This window comes from Proteus faecis (assembly GCF_030286765.1).
Lineage (GTDB): Bacteria > Pseudomonadota > Gammaproteobacteria > Enterobacterales > Enterobacteriaceae > Proteus > Proteus faecis.
On the sequence record NZ_JASVWV010000011.1, the window covers coordinates 112,186 to 129,474 of the forward strand.

Below are 17,289 nucleotides of genomic sequence, written 5' to 3' on the forward strand. Positions count from 1 at the left end.
TGATGATCTTATGTTTCACATCTTTTTTATTTTAGTAAAAAAAGGGAATAAAAGATCCTCTTTTATTCCCTAGCTACTTGTTATCTTAGTAATCAATTACTTTTTTATTATCTAATAGGCAATACTTATAATGCTCTTGCCAATAAACTAATGGGGTGTTCACATTTTTTCGTTGTTGACATCTCAATTTGCCATTTACAAGTTTCACAATCCGTTATTACCAAATCACAGCCACTCTCTTCAATTTGGCGGAATAAGCCCGCGCCAATGCCTTGAGCAACATCGTAGTTTTCAGATTTAAAACCGTAAGTTCCAGCAATACCACAGCATTGAGAATCTAAAACAATCACCTCAACACCAGGGATACGTTTAATTAAATCAATGGAATAGGCTGTCCATCCCATTTTTTCCATATGACAAGGTGTGTGATACACCACTTTTAGTGGGGTGTGTTTCAGTGGTAATTCACGCCCTTCTTCTAATAAGCGATAAATATAACGTGTCGCTAATTCAATATTTTCACGTACTTTTGATGTATCAACATCAAGAATATGTTCATACTCATCACGAATAGTGAAAGTACAAGTTGATGATGTTGCAACAACAGGAATATTGTTTTCAACAATTTTTTCTGTTAGTGATTCAAGGTTGACAGCCGCTTGTTTTTTAGCTTGCTTAACAAAACCATTCGCAATTAATGCAACACCACAGCATTTTTCGCGTTTTAATAGCTGAACACCAATCTCCATTTTGTTAAATACTTTAACTAAATCTTTCCCTAATTGTGGGTGGTTATAGTTAGCATAACAACCATGGAAGAAAGCAACTTGATCTTTAAAACGCGCTTGCTCTTCAACTTGCTTTTTCATCCAGGTTCTAAATGTACCAAAAGAGTATTTTGGTAATTCGCGACGATGGTCTATTTTAAGTGTTTTATCTAGGATCTTACGTACTGGTTTTAATCCTGTGATCGTATTTACTATCGGCGCCATTGGCGTTGATAATGTTCCCATTAAATCCGTATGACTTAAAATAGCATCACGAAGTTTTGGCGTTTTTGTATTGTACTTCAATTTTGCACGCGAAATGATGTCACCAATCTTCACATCTGACGGACAAGCAACTTCACAACGCTTACAGTTAGTGCAATATTTCAATGCTTCATCATAAAGCATTGGATCTTTTAAACGTAAACGCTCACCATCTGGGCCGGCTTGTTTAGGACCTGGATAAAGTGGATTTACTTTTGCAACTGGGCAATAAGTAGTACAAACAGTACACTTAATGCACGCTTCAAAGCTGTTATCATGTAAACTCATTGTGCTGCCTCCACAACCGCAGATGTGGTCTGTTCTGATTTATTGTGCTGTAAAATTTGTTGCGCTGCATAAAGTGCGCTGATCATTGAAACACCTGCGCCACAACCTTCATTAAGAGGGTCAAACCCACCTAATACAGCACCTACAGCGTAAACATTCTCTAAGACTTCACCATATTTCATCGGTCTTAATTGACTATCTGTATCCACACCAAATCGCATATAAGGCTGTTTTGCAAAGACATTCACTTGTGTCCACTCATTGCGTGGTAATGTCTCTAGCAAATCAAGTTCCATCAAAGGTTCATAGACACGATCAAACTCTGCAATTAATCCATTATTGAAGAAACTGCCCGTTGCCAATACAACGTGCTCACTACGAATAGGAATATCAGTATGGTTTCGAGTATGAATACCTGTAACTTTATTACCAATTAAATCAACTTGTTCTGCACGATCACCTGGCATAATTAAACCGCCCGCTTTTTGGAAACGCAGTTTTAATGCTTGATGTAAACGAATGCCTAATAGTGATGGTGGCAATGTCGGTAATAAACAGATAGGTTTACCTACCAGCTGTTGAAGTAGCGTCACGGGTTCTTCAGCATCCAGCCCAATACATGCAGGTAAAATAATCGCTTCAACACTATCATCGATATGCTTTTTCAACTCTTCCGCTAACGCTTTAGTGTTTTCAGGCTTATCTAAATAGCGCGCAATATTGACTGCCCTAAATTCACTTGGATTATCACGTAATCTATCTAATAGCGGTAAGTGAATATGATAAGGAATAGACTCAACACCTTGCTCATTCAGCGTATTGCTTGCAAATTGTGGCTGAAAATCTAAAAAGCCTTCAATTCCAACAACAGCTAACTTTTTCCATGGCAACGCTTGATCAATACCATGAGTTGGTACACGTTTTGGACTCATCCAACTCATACGTGAGCGCCCAACAGGGGTAATACGATAATGGTTTTCATCACCATTACCTTGATATTCAAGATATTCTGTACTTGATAATAATGCTTCAGCCTGTTCAATTAAAATTGAAACTTGCGATTGTCCCATACGACTATAAGGATGTTTCGGGGCAAGCTCAGCCAATGTTGCCAACGCTTTTTTAGGTTGAGTCACTAACGAACCATCAGGAAGGTGAGTTAATAGATCTAGTGAACCTGATGAAAAATGTAGTGCACTTTGGCCATTACTGATAATTGCGCAAGACTTACCCGCTTCAGCAAGACGAATACCTGCGGTTAAACCGGCAAGTCCGCTACCTATAATGATGACGTCAAATTTCATTATCTGCCTCCGCTGAAGTTGCTTTATCAATCATATCAGCATCTAAACCACATAAACCTTGGTAAACCCAGCTGGTGAATTCACTCTCACGTAATGCATTACCCCAAGCAATTGGTCGAATACCTTTCCAACGCTCATTTAAGAAATGAGCAAGCTGCTGCTCTGACTCGTGAGGAGTAGTGACTTGTAAACGGTTTAATAAACCTGCGGCACGACACGCACAAAGCTCACCTTGACATGTTCCCATTCCTACCCGAGTACGACGACGTAAATCAAGTAAGTTATTGACAGTTAAAGAGTTAACAGCATAGCGAACTTCCCCCGCAGTAACGGCTTCACATTCACAGACTAAACTCTTATCGCTACGCTCATTGCTCAATAATTTATTGGCTAAATCACCGTGGCGATAAACCGCAGAGCCTCGAATTGGTGCGGGTAATGAAACAACACTACGTAATGCTTGCTCTGCAGATTGACGGGAGCCCGGTAAGGCTTCCTCTGCTGTTGTACATTTAGCAGAGACATTTAATTTTTCGCAGATTTTATCTGTTGCCCATTCAGCCATTAAACGGTAAGTCATTAATTTACCGCCAGTAATTGTAATGAAACCTTCTAATCCATCACGTTGAGCATGGTCGAGTAAAACAATACCACGGCTCACATTACGACCGGATGGATCATCATCACTTGCAACTAAAGGACGCACACCTGCATAAGCACGCAAAATTCGAGTTTGAGCCAGTTTTGGCGCCAACATTGAACCTTCACGAATAAGAATATCGACTTCTTCAGGAGTGACATACATATTGTCAATTTCATCGTAAGGTACGCGTGTTGATGTTGTACCAATCAATGAAATGGTATCGCCAGGAACTAAAATATCGGCATCAGCAGGCTTACGACAGCGATTGATCACCATATTGTTAATACGATGACCCAAAATCAATAATGCGCCTTTGGCTGGGAACATACGCACTTTTAACTCGCCATATTCCGCAATTTTTTGCCCCCAAATTCCACCAGCATTTGCCACTATTTGCGCACGAATTTCATACAGTTTTTTCGCTTGATGATCGTAAACTTTCACACCTTTAACACGGTCACCTTCACGAATAAGCCCAACAACTTCATGATAAGTCAGGACTTGTGCACCATGTTCACGGGCATCTAACATATTTGCTGCAGTTAAACGGAAAGGATCGACAGTACCATCAGGTACTTTAACTGCACCGATTAAATTCGGGTTAACAGATGGCTCTAAGCGAATAGCTTCTTCAGGTGAAATCGCTTGAGCATCAATACCTGCAGCTTGGCAAGATTGAATAAAGGTCTGTTGAAACTCTAAAGAATCTTCAGGAAGGGTAATAAAAAGGCCATCCGTTTTTTCAACACAGTGACGAGCGACCCGTTTCAAAATCATGTTTTCTTCAATACACTCACGCGCTGACTCTGGGTCTGTTACTGCATAACGCGCACCACTGTGTAACAATCCATGATTTCGACCGGTTGCACCGGTTGCAATATCATGTCTTTCTAGCAGGACGCAACGTAATCCACGGCGTGCACAGTCTCTTGCCATGCCTGCACCGGTTGCTCCCCCGCCAATAATAATGACATCAGTTTCTGTCACTGGTGAACCGCTCATCATAGAGATGCCCTCTCACATTACATTCAGCAAACGCTTATTTATTCTTTAGCGTTAATTATAGTGTATAAGATACACAAAAAATGTGGTTAATGTTTGATAATGAGCAAAAACGAAAGAGAAACGCTCACGAGTGAAAAATTAAAACCACATATGTGATACTAATCACAAATTATTTAACAAAAAGTATTTGATAAAGTTAACATATCACTCAAAATTGCACATCTTGAAAAATTATTCGACAACTGAGTAATACCTCACAGTAAATTTGATTGTATAAGTTTACTATTAAGTTCGTTAAAGAAAATTTTTTGATAACTTCGTTGTTCGTTTTGTCATTATTTAATATCAACATATTAAAATAAAAGCCATCGGAGGCTAATATGTTAAGTCTGTTTAGACCTGCGCCACATAAAGCGCGTTTGCCAAAAGAGCAGATAGATCCCGTCTATCGTCGTCTGCGTTGGCAGATCTTTATGGGAATTTTCTTCGGTTACGCTGCTTATTATTTAGTAAGAAAAAACTTTGCGTTAGCAATGCCTTATCTTGTAGAAGAAGGTTTTTCTAAAGGTGACCTAGGTTTTGCTTTATCAGGGATCTCGATTGCTTACGGCTTCTCTAAGTTTATCATGGGTTCATTCTCTGACCGTGCAAACCCTCGTTATTTCTTACCTGCAGGTCTTATTTTAGCATCCGCAGTGATGCTAATTATGGGCTTTGTACCATGGGCAACTTCGAGCATTATGATTATGTTCGTTCTGTTGTTCCTTTGTGGTTGGTTCCAAGGTATGGGTTGGCCTCCTTGTGGACGTACTATGGTGCACTGGTGGTCACAGAAAGAACGTGGCGGTATCGTTTCTATCTGGAACTGTGCGCATAACGTTGGTGGTGGCTTACCTCCATTACTATTCTTATTAGGTATGGCATGGTTTAACGACTGGAAAGCAGCGTTATATATGCCAGCATTTGCAGCAATTTTAGTTGCAATGATTGCATTCGCATTAATGCGCGATACTCCTCAATCTTGTGGTCTTCCTTCGATTGAAGAGTACAAAAATGACTACCCACCTGATTATAAAGAAACAGACGAGCAAGAACTGACTGCAAAAGAAATCTTTATGAAGTATGTGTTCCCTAACAAACTTCTGTGGATGATTGCAATCGCAAACGTGTTTGTTTACTTATTGCGTTACGGCGTACTGGACTGGTCACCAACATATCTGCGTGAAGTAAAACACTTCGCAATGGATAAATCATCATGGGCTTACTTCTTATACGAATACGCAGGTATTCCGGGCACACTGCTGTGTGGTTGGATGTCGGATAAAGTGTTCAAAGGTAACCGTGGTGCAACAGGTGTGTTCTTTATGACCTTAGTTACTATCGCAACTATCGTATTCTGGATGAACCCAGCGGGTAACCCGAATGTTGATATGGCGTGTATGTTAATCATCGGTTTCTTAATCTACGGTCCTGTTATGTTGATTGGTCTGCATGCGCTTGAGCTTGCACCGAAAAAAGCAGCAGGTACAGCAGCAGGCTTTACTGGTCTATTCGGCTACTTAGGTGGTTCTGTTGCGGCAAGTGCTATCGTAGGTTACACCGTTGACTACTTCGGCTGGGATGGTGGCTTTATGGTCATGATCGGCGGTAGTGCACTGTCTGTTGTATTATTACTTATCGTGATGGTTACAGAAACCAAACACAAACGTGAAATGCTTCAGAAGTACGAATAATCGCTAACTGATTATTTATGAAATTAGTTAAATCTCATCTCTAAAAACCAAGCCACATCAACTATTTTGATGTGGCTTTTTTTATTGCCAACTGTACATAACTTTATTGTACGTAGAATTAAAATGGAGCTGCTTTATGAGTACATCTTTTAGAATAAAACCGTTAGTTGCAGGCGTTCTTTTAACTCTATCTTTAAGTGCAATCGCACAAACGGCAAGTGATAAGGTCGTTATCGCTCACCGTGGTGCAAGTGGTTATTTGCCTGAACATACGCTACCAGCCAAAGCATTAGCTTATGCCCAAGGCGCAGATTATCTTGAGCAAGACTTAGTGATGACCAAAGACAACGAATTAGTTGTTTTACATGACCACTATCTTGATCGTGTAACAGATGTGGCTGACCGTTATCCTAATAGAGCAAGAAAAGATGGTCGTTATTACGCCATCGACTTTACGCTTGAGGAAATTAAAGGTCTGAAATTTACTGAAGGCTTCGACATTGTTGACGGTAAAAAAGTCCAAAGTTACCCAAATCGTTTCCCTATGGGTAAATCAGATTTTCGTATACATACTTTCCAAGAAGAAATTGAATTTATCCAAGGTCTAAACAAATCTACAGGCCAAGATATTGGTATTTACCCTGAAATTAAAGCGCCTTGGTTCCATGAACAAGAAGGCAAAGACATTACCACCAAAGTATTGGAAGTCCTTAAACAGTACGGTTATACAAAAAAAACCGACAATGTTTATCTGCAATCATTCGATGCTAACGACCTAAAACGCATCAAAACAGAGTTGATGCCAAAAATGGGCATGGATCTAAAACTTGTTCAGTTAATTGCATACACTGACTGGAATGAAACCTATGAAAAACAGCCTGATGGTACATGGACAAATTACAGCTATGAGTGGATGTTCAAGCCAGGAGCAATGAAAGAAATTGCAACTTATGCAGATGGAATTGGTCCTGACTACCACATGTTAGTTGAAGAGAACTCAACACCAGAAAAAGTCACATTAACGGGTATGGCGGCTGATGCCCACGCCAACAAACTCACCATTCATCCATTTACTGTTCGTATTGATAAACTGCCTAAATACGCAAAAGATGGTGATCAGCTATACGATATTATTTATAACCAAGCTGGTGCAGAAGGTGTCTTTACGGACTTCCCTGATTTAGGCGTTAAGTTCCTACAAAAACAAGCTAAATAATTCAAAATACAGCTTGAAGTATAACGAGTATCCTACCCTTTTTTAAAAGGGTAGGATCTTTGCGTCCATTCTGATTGTATATTTCTTCATCTTTCTCTAACTTGTTCTCATAATTTTATTAAAAAATCATAATCACTTTTTGATTTAACTATCATTATTTATTAAATATTTAGAGGAAGGGATCACAATGACAATAATGGCTATTATTTTACTTGTTCTTATCGTTCTATTTATTGGTTGGGGAATTTCAACTTACAATCGACTCATTGCGGCACGCAATCAAGTAAGTAATCAGTTTGCGAATATTGACGTTATTTTAAAACAAAGAGCTGACCAAATTCCTCAATTAATGGCAATAGCTGAAAAAGCAATGGAACACGAAAAAAGTGTATTTATTGCATTAAGTGACGCAAGACAACGCTATTTTAAAGCACAAAATATTAATGAAAAAATCAGTGCATCAAATGAAATGAATACCGCTTTACGGGGTATGATTGCACTCGCTGAAAATTATCCAACATTAATTTCAGGTGAACAATTAGCACTACTTCAAACCGGAGTTAGCGATGTAGAAAATAAAATTGCTCAACGTCGTGAAGGATTTAATGATGCAACGACTCACTACAACACCGCAATAGAGATGTTTCCTGATAGCTTAATTGCCGGCCTTTTTCGCTTTGAACGTATGCAATTACTAGAAATACCAAAAGAAGAGATGAAGTTTGAAGGGATTCATTTTAAGTAAGTTAAATAACCGCATTAAGGATAAATTGCAGTGTTAATTTATTTTTTTATCGGCTGTGCTGTGGGCGTATTAATCTATTTTTTACGTAGTAAACGCTCGAAGAAAAAGAAAAACAACTTGAGTATTATTCCCTTTTTAGGGATCGCATTTGCCGCAGGGAATTACCTTTTTTTCTCACAAGAAACTAACGTTTATCCTAGTGGCGAAAACTCTGTTGTTAATCTGATCTCCTGTATTGCATTCGCTGTTATTTTGCTATTTGCATATGGTATTTCAAACCATATTGCTAATATTGGTGAAAAAGCGATAAAAAATTACCACCAATTACAAAATGAAGGAACCTCTAAATTTTCGGCACTTATCAACACCATATTTATTAGCCTCTTATTATTAAGTTTAAGCTTCAGTTTGTTTATTGATCAAAGATTGTTCTTTTTAAGTTTCGTTTTAATGTTTGTTTACCAAATCGCCAAAAGAACACCTGAAAAACGTTTTTTACGCTTTCAAAAAATTCTAGCAACATCGAAAATCCGCTCTTTAGCCATTGGACTTGTTGAAATTGAAGGCAAGATAACTGCGGGTGAAAAACTAATAAGTCGCCTAGGTAAAAAAGAGTGTTATGGCTACATCTATTATGAATATAACGTATCCACAAATAAAGAAGGCAAAAAAAGCTATCATCAAACACTCTGTGAAAAAAAGATCAATAATTTCACGATGACAGATGATAGCGGATCAATTCAAATTCTTGCGGCTGATAAACCTTTAGTTCATCTTGGTATCAATCCTCATCAAGATCTGGAATATAACAATAAACGTTTTAAGGAGTATATCTTAGAGGCTGATGCTACTTATTTACTAATAGGTAGTGCAGAACCTATCAATGATAAAATAGTGATCACACACAGTGCTCCTCACTATCTATTAGGTTTATCACCACAAGACTATGTTGTTCGTTGGAACAAAGCGCGTCCTTTTCGTCGTAACGCGACTATCATCGTTATCATTGCCCTTTTTGTTATCTTTTCCATTCTAGCAATACCGATGGAATATCAAGACGGCATCCTAACACTTTATTTTAATAACACCTCTTCATCTTGGTAATTGATTATATGGAATGGCTTATTTTCATCATTTTTATTCTCGCCTTGGTTTATTTTTTAATACGCCAATTAGTGATGATTTATAACAATATGGTGATGCTAAAAAATAATTGCTATAAAGCCTTTGCAAATATTGATGTTTTATTAAAAAAACAAGTTGATCTGCTCCCAATGCTGACAGCAATAACACAAAAAGCAATGGAACACGAAAAAGCATTATTTAACCAGCTTACTGAAAATAGAAATAGCTATTTACAAGCTATGGCATTGGATGAAAAAATTAAACTAGCTAATCAGCTATTCCCACAATTAAAAACATCACTAATTATTGCTGAAAAATACCCTGAGCTTATCAGTGGGAAAAATTTACGCCTATTACAGACACAAGCGAAAGAATTAGAAGAGTGTATTGCAGATAGACGTGAATTTTTTAATCAATCTGTCACACTCTATAATACTGAAATACACATTTTTCCTAATGTATTGTTTAAGCTTATTTTTAATTTTAAAGATATCCCTCTTTTCTATCCTAGTAAGGAGGCCACTTTATGATAGAAATTCCCTTTTCTTTTTTTGGTATAACGGATTGGTTTCTAAGCTTTAATGAACCTATCTCGATTATTATGTTTGCCACATTTGGCGTACTGTTCTCTATGGCTATTATTTTGCCATTAATCAGTATCACTCCTTTAAAAAAATATATGTCACAAATTGCAGGAGGATTATTTAGTTCGATATTTGTCAGCTTAATGGTCTTAATTAGTTTTCATTTAATGCTGGGTGTTAATTCTTCATTAAAGCTACTCTTAATTTGGTGGGTTATTTTATTTTCGTGTATTACGTTTTGGTTTATTAACTATCGCTATATGAAAGACGTAACAGGGGATAAGTTTGCGAAGTTTCAAGAAAAAGCCCTTGAAGCAGAGGAAAAACGAAGACAAAATCGAAAATCTAAAAAATAAAAGAGAGCCAAGGCTCTCTTTTTAGCATTATCGATATTGTATTTATGCTCTGTAAACGGGGAATGCAATAACATCACTAAGGCGTTCTACCCCCAGAGCCAGCATAATAAGGCGATCAACCCCTAAAGCCACACCTGAACACTCCGGTAATCCGGCTTCAAGAGCAGCTAAAAAGCGCTCATCAATAGGTTGCTCTGGTAATCCCATTGCTACTCGCTGACGATTGTCACGTTCAAAACGATGTCGTTGTTCCTGTGCATCCGTCAGTTCACGAAATCCGTTCGCTAATTCAACACCTTTAAAATAGACTTCAAAACGCTCTGCGACACGATGATCTTCAGAGCTAATTTCAGCTAATGAGGCTTGTGACGCAGGGAAATGATAGATAAAGGTTGGCTTTTCTAAACCGATATGAGGTTCAACGCCAGAAACAAATAGCAACTGAAGTAGCGTATCTTTATCTTCTTCCGTATCTGCAATATTTGATAAATCCAGTTTTGCCGCCACTTCACGCAATTTTTCTTTATCAACAGATAAAGGGTCAATATCGAGATAACGCAAAAATGCTTGTTGATAAGAGAGTGACTCCGATGCTTCACAATCTAACACTTCTTGCAGTAAATCATCGACTTCATTCATCAACCGGTACATATCAAAACAAGGGCGATACCACTCTAGCATCGTAAATTCCGGATTGTGATATCTACCGGCTTCCTCATTACGGAAGCAACGCCCCATTTGATAAATCGGCCCACTGTTTGCGGCTAATAAACGCTTCATATGATATTCTGGGCTTGTCATCAAATAAAGTTTTAGCCCTTGAGAAGCACCTGGCCCCACAAATTGGGTTTCAAATGGGTAAAGATGAACATCGGTAACGGTAGCCTGACTCATCATCGGTGTTTCAACTTCTAACACGCCACGATCAGTGAAAAAACGCCTAATATTACTGATTATTTTCGCCTTTTTTAGTAAGTTGGCGATTGAGGCGCTTGGCTGCCAATCCGCGATTTCACTCATAAACGAAAAACTCCAACAGAAAACAGAGCGTGCAGTTTACTCGCATCCTCTTCAACAGACAAATTTCTGCTAATAAAGAGGGGTTCATTTTATATTTTTTCACCATTCTTTTCTTTTTTAAGTAAAAACACATAAGACAAATAAATATAATTCTACAAAACATCTACTTTTGGGCACTTTTTATCGTTTAAATAAACACCAACCTAGCGTCAAAAACACCGTGATTTTTCGCTATTTTTATAATAAGAGTTAATTAGAATAATTCTTTTTCTCAATTAGAAATAACAATAAACTAACACTATTCTTATATTTAAATAGCCAAGCTCATCTAAACTTCAAAGTTAACTTTCTATTTAAATCTACGTATTTTGATTAGAATTAAAAACCTTTAGAAATATTATTAATATTTTATTAACAATTAACAAGACAAACCGATTTGTTTTAGATAAATAGTAAAAAATTTATTTTAACTTTTAGAATGGAATTTTATTTATTTAAATTAGACTTAAGAAAGATAAAAAAATTTACCTTTTAAAATCAAGATGTAACAAAAAACCATTGTCATTTTCAATTAAAGTTATCTATACTTTCAAAACAGATTATTCATTACTATTTATAATTTCCAATTTAGAAAAATATATTCTATTTGATCTTCAAGTTTCTCTGGTGGCTTATTATCAAAACCCAGAATTCTTGGTGTGGATCACACTTTTTTTGCGAAATACGGGAAAACCATCATTCATATCAAATTTCGGTGCCCTACATTTCGTTATACTAAAATTACAGTCAATGATAATAAAGATGTTATCAAGCGCAGTCACAAGGCAGTGAAACAATTTAGTTACGGATAGCTTAAAAAAATAGCATTACAAATTAATAATGTCAGTGAATTGAATTCTAGACAATTATTCCAATTTTCACTTGAACAATGGAGAAGCGCAGTGCAAACCTTTAATGCCGATATAGCGATAATCGGAGCCGGGGGCGCAGGCTTACGAGCAGCAATAGCTGCAGCGGAAGCGAATCCTCAACTGAAAATTGCTCTGATCTCAAAAGTTTACCCAATGCGTAGCCACACCGTGGCAGCAGAAGGCGGATCAGCAGCAGTGACTCAGGCTCACGACTCCTATGATTTCCACTTCAATGATACCGTTTCAGGCGGTGACTGGTTGTGTGAACAGGATGTCGTAGATTACTTCGTTGAGCATTGTCCAACAGAGATGACTCAACTAGAACTCTGGGGCTGTCCTTGGAGCCGTAAAGAAGACGGGTCAGTCAACGTCCGACGTTTTGGTGGGATGAAGATCGAACGGACCTGGTTCGCAGCCGATAAAACCGGCTTCCATATGCTACATACCCTGTTCCAAACATCCTTAAAATATCCACAAATTCAACGTTTCGACGAACACTTTGTTCTCGATATCCTCGTTGATGAAGGTCACGCTCGTGGTCTTGTTGCTATTAATATGATGGAAGGTACGAAAGTTCAGATCCGTGCTAATGCTGTCATTATGGCAACGGGTGGTGCTGGACGTGTTTATCGTTTCAATACCAATGGCGGTATTGTTACTGGTGATGGTATGGGTATCGCTTTACGTCATGGCGTTCCACTGCGTGATATGGAATTTGTTCAATATCACCCAACTGGACTACCTGGTTCAGGTATCCTGATGACCGAAGGTTGTCGTGGTGAAGGTGGTATTCTGGTCAATAAAGATGGCTATCGTTATCTGCAAGATTACGGTCTAGGACCAGAAACACCATTAGGTAAACCAGAAAATAAATACATGGAATTAGGTCCTCGCGATAAAGTTTCTCAAGCTTTCTGGCATGAGTGGCGTGCAGGCCGTACCATCAAAACTCACCGTGGTGATGTTGTTCATCTTGATTTACGTCATCTGGGTGCGAAAAAACTTCATGAACGTCTGCCATTTATTTGTGAACTGGCAAAAGCGTATGTGGGTGTTGACCCAGTTAATGAACCAATCCCTGTTCGTCCTACTGCTCACTACACTATGGGTGGTATCGAAACTAACCAACAAACTGAGACTCGTATTAAAGGTCTGTTTGCGGTGGGTGAATGTTCATCGGTCGGCTTACACGGTGCTAACCGTTTAGGTTCTAACTCACTGGCTGAGCTGGTTGTATTCGGTCGTCTTGCAGGTGAAGAAGCCGTTCGTTGTGCACAAGAAGCAGCACCAGCTAACGCATCAGCATTAGATGCTCGTACTCGTGATATCGAAGATGGCCTGAAAAAGCTGATGAACCAAAAAGGTTCAGAAAGCTGGTCACAAATTCGTGATGAAATGGGTGAATCAATGGAAGAAGGTTGCGGTATCTATCGTACACCTGAGTTAATGCAAAAAACCATTGATAAACTGGCTGAATTGAAAGAACGTTTCAAACGCGTTGAAATTAAAGACACCAGTAGCGTCTTTAATACAGATTTACTGTACAAAATCGAGCTTGGTTTTGGTTTAGATGTCGCTGAATGTATGGCTCATTCCGCAATTAATCGTAAAGAGTCTCGTGGTGCACACCAACGTCTTGACGAAGGTTGTACTGAGCGTGATGACGTGAACTTCCTGAAACATACTCTGGCGTTCTATAACCCAGAAGGTGCCCCTCGCTTAGAATATAGCGATGTGAAGATCACGAAGTCTGCTCCTGCTAAACGTGTCTATGGTGGTGAAGCGACTGCACAAGACAAGCAGAATAAGGAGAAAGCGAATGGCTGATGACATGAAGCACATTAAAATGGAAGTCATGCGCTATAACCCAGAAACGGACAAAGCGCCTCATTTCGTCACTTATGATGTTCCTTATGATGAGCAAACGTCATTATTGGACGCATTGGGTTATATTAAAGACAATTTAGCGCCTGATCTCTCTTACCGTTGGTCTTGTCGTATGGCGATTTGCGGCTCTTGCGGCATGATGGTCAACAAAGTGCCTAAATTGGCCTGTAAAACGTTTATACGTGAATATCCAGACGGTTTAAGAGTTGAAGCGTTGGGTAACTTCCCTGTTGAGCGTGACCTTGTTGTCGATATGACTCACTTTATCGAAAGCTTAGAAGCGATTAAACCTTATATCATCGGTAATGATCGTAAGCCTTCAGAAGGGACGAATAAACAGACTCCTGCTCAAATGGCGAAATACCATCAATTCTCTGGTTGTATCAACTGTGGTCTTTGCTATGCAGCATGTCCTCAGTTTGGTCTAAACCCAGAATTTATTGGCCCAGCAGCAATTACATTAGCTCAACGTTACAACACAGATAGTCGTGACCATGGGGCAAAAGAGCGTATGCCTCAGTTAAATGGTGAGAACGGTGTCTGGTCTTGTACCTTTGTTGGCTACTGCTCTGAAGTCTGTCCAAAACATGTGGATCCTGCTGCCGCTATTCAGCAAGGTAAAGCAGCCAGTGCGCAAGACTTTGTCATTGCGATGCTGAAACCACGTTAAGGAGGAAACAAGACATGACAACAAAACGTAAGCCTTATGTTCGTGGCATGCAACCAAACTGGTGGACGAAACTTGGATTCTATCGTTTCTATATCACCCGTGAAGGGACTTGTCTTCCACAACTTTGGTTCAGTCTGGTTGTACTGTTTGGTGTATTCGCACTGAAAAATGGACCCGAAAGTTGGGCAGGTTTCGTTGGATTCCTAAGTAACCCAATTGTAATGCTGATTAACATTGTGACTCTTATTGCAACGTTATTTCACACCGCGACTTGGTTTAAACTTGCACCAAAAGCAGTGGTTATTGTTGTAAAAGATGAAAAAATGCCTCAAGAACCTATCGTACGTGGTTTTTGGGCTGTCACTATCGTTGTTACTGCCGTTATTCTGGCAGTGGCGTTAATTTAACCCAGGAGGAAATAATGAATCAGAATCAACTTCCTAAGCGCTCTGATGAACCTATTTTCTGGGGATTATTTGGTGCAGGTGGTATGTGGAGTGCGATTGTTTCTCCAGCAATCATCATCCTGCTCGGTATCCTAATCCCAATGGGTGTTGCGCCAGAAGCATTTACTTATGAACGTATTATGGCATTTAGCCAAAGCATCATTGGTCGTCTGTTCTTACTGCTAATGATCATTCTGCCAGTATGGTGTGCATTACACCGTATTCACCATACTCTGCACGATTTTAAAGTGCATGTACCTGCAAGCAAATGGGTATTCTATGGTGGTGCAGCAATTATCAGCGTTATCGCTATCATTGGTGTATTTACACTATAATTGATTAATACGTAACGATTAAAAGCCACTCTATGAGTGGCTTTTTTTATTAAAATTTTTTAATTACATTTAGCTGATTAAAATACGCTTTAATAAAACAGAATTCGGAATCACTTATCCCAAATATTCGGGTTTTAACTCGCTAATTTCAGCCCAATAATACCAAAAATAATCATTGCTAAACTCAGTAAGCGATAGATATTCGCGGACTCACCAAAAACCAAAATACCGAAGATTGCGGTACCCACTGCGCCAATACCCGTCCAAATTGCATAAGCCGTACCCGCAGGCAAACCTTTCATGGCATAAGACAACATTCCCATGCTCACAACCATGGCGCTAATGGTAATAATACTTGGTGTTAAACGCGTAAAACCGTGTGTGTATTTAAGGCCGACGGCCCAAACGATTTCTAATAAACCCGCGATAAGAAGAATAATCCAAGACATAACGTCCCCTACTCAATAAGTTGGGGTCGTCCCCTGAATACAAAGATAAAAAGCTGGGTCGTCCCAGCTTTAGAAAGATGAAGTCCAAGTATAAGAAAAAGAAATTAATCATGCAATAGTACAAAACTAACTCAGTTTTTCTTAGGTGCGCCTTCCTCACCATAAAGAAAAGCAGAAACATCATCTTCCACTTCTCCCATTGCCATTAAAGCATCCAGCGTCTCTTTTGCTTCTTCTTCATTGACGATACTCATAGCAAAACCAACATGCACTAACACCCATTTACCAATCATCGTATGAGGCTCACCTTCACAGACTAGCGCAATATTAACTTCTCGTTTAACGCCACAAACATCGACCATTGCATTTTCAGTGATTGTTTTTCCAACTTCAACAACCTGACCTGGAATACCAAGACACATAACAACCCCTATTCGATCTCTATTTGCTTTATTCGCATTGCATCGTCATTTTCAACGCGCAGATTCTGGCTACCACAAGATGGGCAACCTGCATTAAATGTTGAAACAGTAACAACTTGGTGACAATCCCAACACCATGCTTTCGCGGGGATAACCTCAATATGTAATTCACAGCCTTGAGCAAGGGTGTCTCTGCAAACAATATCAAAGCAAAATTCAAGTGCACTAACTTCAACACAAGATAATGCGCCAATTTCCATCCATACGCTTTTTACTTTTTTGGCATTATTTAATTTAGCTTGAGAATCTATTATCTCAAATGCGCTCTGGCAAAGCGTGATTTCATGCATGTCGATACCTTATTGAAGCAGGATAAATAATAGCAACTATAGTATCAGCACATAGTTGCTTTATTATTGATCTTAGAACAACAATTCAGCACCGGTCTCAAAAGCAGCTTTACGACGACGCTCTTTGACCATTTCTTCAAGCGCATCTCTATCAATACACACTAAAGCATGTGTTGGACAGACTTCAATACATGCAGGACCCGCTTCACGGTGGTGACATAAATCGCATTTGTTTGCTTCCGCTTTAAATGCCTCAATCGCATTAAGCGCAGTTGATTTGCGCATAATTGGACGAGAAACCACTTCCATCGTGCCATAAGGACAAGCCAATACACAGGTTTTACAGCCGATACATTTTTCCTGATCGACATAGTAATAATCTTTGTTATGAATGATAGCGCCATTCGGACACACATTGGCACAAGGGGCATCTTCACATTGATGACAAACAACTGCTGTACTGATTGAAAACCCCTTGATCACATGAATACGCGGTTGGAAATTCTGCTCACTAATTTGGTCAATGGCTAAATTATCTTGGTCTGCTTGCTGATGTGACACAACACAAGCCACTTCACAAGTATGGCAACCAATACATTTTTTAGGGTCTGCAATGATGAAACGGTTCATCATATTCTCCTGATCTTTGTTATCTTTGTTATATATAGCCGTTATATATGGCGATAAATGCAACGAGTTATTCTAATTAAGAGTAATAATTAGAGTATCAATAAAATGAATCTAGCACGGTTCATGCCAATATATTTTT

18 protein-coding genes are annotated in these 17,289 nt (G+C 38.9%); 10 read left to right on the plus strand and 8 right to left on the minus strand.

The features are described from left to right. Window positions 1-125: 125 nt before the first annotated feature. The 3 genes from glpC to glpA are packed head-to-tail and all read right to left on the minus strand — an operon-like array spanning window position 126 to window position 4,271. Entirely contained in the window at window positions 126-1,319 is a 1,194-nt protein-coding gene (glpC, locus tag QSH13_RS14270; RefSeq protein ID WP_185901620.1) for an anaerobic glycerol-3-phosphate dehydrogenase subunit GlpC, read from the minus strand. Next, on the minus strand, window positions 1,316-2,623 hold the full coding sequence (gene glpB, locus QSH13_RS14275) for a glycerol-3-phosphate dehydrogenase subunit GlpB (RefSeq protein WP_109407115.1): 1,308 nt from the start codon (window positions 2,621-2,623) through the stop codon (window positions 1,316-1,318). Before glpB ends, glpC begins: the two co-directional genes overlap by 4 nt. Then, entirely contained in the window at window positions 2,613-4,271 is a 1,659-nt protein-coding gene (glpA, locus tag QSH13_RS14280; protein ID WP_185901618.1) for an anaerobic glycerol-3-phosphate dehydrogenase subunit A, read from the minus strand. Before glpA ends, glpB begins: the two co-directional genes overlap by 11 nt. A gap of 380 nt (window positions 4,272-4,651) precedes the next feature. Here glpA and glpT point away from each other — a divergent pair, with 380 nt between their 5' ends. The 6 genes from glpT to QSH13_RS14310 all read left to right on the plus strand — a co-directional run bounded on the left by glpT (window position 4,652) and on the right by QSH13_RS14310 (window position 10,030). Beyond that, complete coding sequence (gene glpT, locus QSH13_RS14285) at window positions 4,652-6,004, plus strand: glycerol-3-phosphate transporter (protein WP_109397712.1); 1,353 nt, start codon at window positions 4,652-4,654, stop codon at window positions 6,002-6,004. Between the two features lie 136 nt (window positions 6,005-6,140). Further along, window positions 6,141-7,220: a glycerophosphodiester phosphodiesterase gene (gene glpQ, locus QSH13_RS14290; protein WP_109397713.1), complete on the plus strand. Its 1,080-nt coding sequence runs from the start codon at window positions 6,141-6,143 to the stop codon at window positions 7,218-7,220. A 187-nt stretch (window positions 7,221-7,407) separates the two neighbouring features. Continuing rightward, window positions 7,408-7,965 (plus strand): LemA family protein, encoded by a 558-nt coding sequence (locus QSH13_RS14295; RefSeq protein WP_109397714.1) that lies wholly within the window; start codon window positions 7,408-7,410, stop codon window positions 7,963-7,965. Window positions 7,966-7,995: 30 nt separating this feature from the next. Next, complete coding sequence (locus QSH13_RS14300; RefSeq protein ID WP_109397715.1) at window positions 7,996-9,069, plus strand: hypothetical protein; 1,074 nt, start codon at window positions 7,996-7,998, stop codon at window positions 9,067-9,069. An 8-nt stretch (window positions 9,070-9,077) separates the two neighbouring features. Next, window positions 9,078-9,620: a LemA family protein gene (locus QSH13_RS14305; RefSeq protein ID WP_109397716.1), complete on the plus strand. Its 543-nt coding sequence runs from the start codon at window positions 9,078-9,080 to the stop codon at window positions 9,618-9,620. Next, window positions 9,617-10,030 carry a hypothetical protein gene (locus QSH13_RS14310; RefSeq protein WP_072063824.1) on the plus strand — a complete coding sequence of 138 codons (414 nt, stop codon included), beginning with the start codon at window positions 9,617-9,619 and terminating at the stop codon, window positions 10,028-10,030. Before QSH13_RS14305 ends, QSH13_RS14310 begins: the two co-directional genes overlap by 4 nt. Before the next feature lie 42 nt (window positions 10,031-10,072). Here QSH13_RS14310 and epmA read toward each other — a convergent pair whose 3' ends face one another. Continuing rightward, complete coding sequence (gene epmA, locus QSH13_RS14315; protein ID WP_072063825.1) at window positions 10,073-11,050, minus strand: elongation factor P--(R)-beta-lysine ligase; 978 nt, start codon at window positions 11,048-11,050, stop codon at window positions 10,073-10,075. A gap of 941 nt (window positions 11,051-11,991) precedes the next feature. On the opposite strand from epmA, the gene frdA reads away from it, so the two are divergent. From frdA to frdD, 4 genes are read left to right on the plus strand one after another with little or no spacing between them, the layout of a single operon-like run. After that, window positions 11,992-13,788, plus strand: coding sequence for a fumarate reductase (quinol) flavoprotein subunit (gene frdA, locus QSH13_RS14320; protein ID WP_109397717.1), 1,797 nt, complete (start codon window positions 11,992-11,994; stop codon window positions 13,786-13,788). Continuing rightward, a complete protein-coding gene (locus tag QSH13_RS14325) occupies window positions 13,781-14,518 on the plus strand; it encodes a succinate dehydrogenase/fumarate reductase iron-sulfur subunit (RefSeq protein WP_109397718.1) in 738 nt (245 codons plus the stop codon). Before frdA ends, QSH13_RS14325 begins: the two co-directional genes overlap by 8 nt. Window positions 14,519-14,532: 14 nt before the next feature. Beyond that, window positions 14,533-14,925, plus strand: coding sequence for a fumarate reductase subunit FrdC (gene frdC / locus QSH13_RS14330; RefSeq protein ID WP_109397719.1), 393 nt, complete (start codon window positions 14,533-14,535; stop codon window positions 14,923-14,925). A gap of 14 nt (window positions 14,926-14,939) precedes the next feature. Beyond that, entirely contained in the window at window positions 14,940-15,299 is a 360-nt protein-coding gene (gene frdD, locus QSH13_RS14335) for a fumarate reductase subunit FrdD (RefSeq protein WP_109397720.1), read from the plus strand. Between the two features lie 134 nt (window positions 15,300-15,433). On the opposite strand, the gene sugE is transcribed toward frdD, so the two are convergent. From sugE to hydN, 4 genes are all read right to left on the minus strand, one after another. Further along, window positions 15,434-15,748 (minus strand): quaternary ammonium compound efflux SMR transporter SugE, encoded by a 315-nt coding sequence (gene sugE / locus QSH13_RS14340; protein WP_006535439.1) that lies wholly within the window; start codon window positions 15,746-15,748, stop codon window positions 15,434-15,436. A 131-nt stretch (window positions 15,749-15,879) separates the two neighbouring features. Continuing rightward, entirely contained in the window at window positions 15,880-16,170 is a 291-nt protein-coding gene (gene hybG, locus QSH13_RS14345) for a hydrogenase maturation factor HybG (RefSeq protein WP_036933156.1), read from the minus strand. A gap of 8 nt (window positions 16,171-16,178) precedes the next feature. Further along, entirely contained in the window at window positions 16,179-16,520 is a 342-nt protein-coding gene (hypA, locus tag QSH13_RS14350) for a hydrogenase maturation nickel metallochaperone HypA (protein WP_069368214.1), read from the minus strand. A gap of 72 nt (window positions 16,521-16,592) precedes the next feature. Then, complete coding sequence (hydN, locus tag QSH13_RS14355; protein ID WP_069368213.1) at window positions 16,593-17,150, minus strand: electron transport protein HydN; 558 nt, start codon at window positions 17,148-17,150, stop codon at window positions 16,593-16,595. Window positions 17,151-17,289 lie beyond the last annotated feature (139 nt).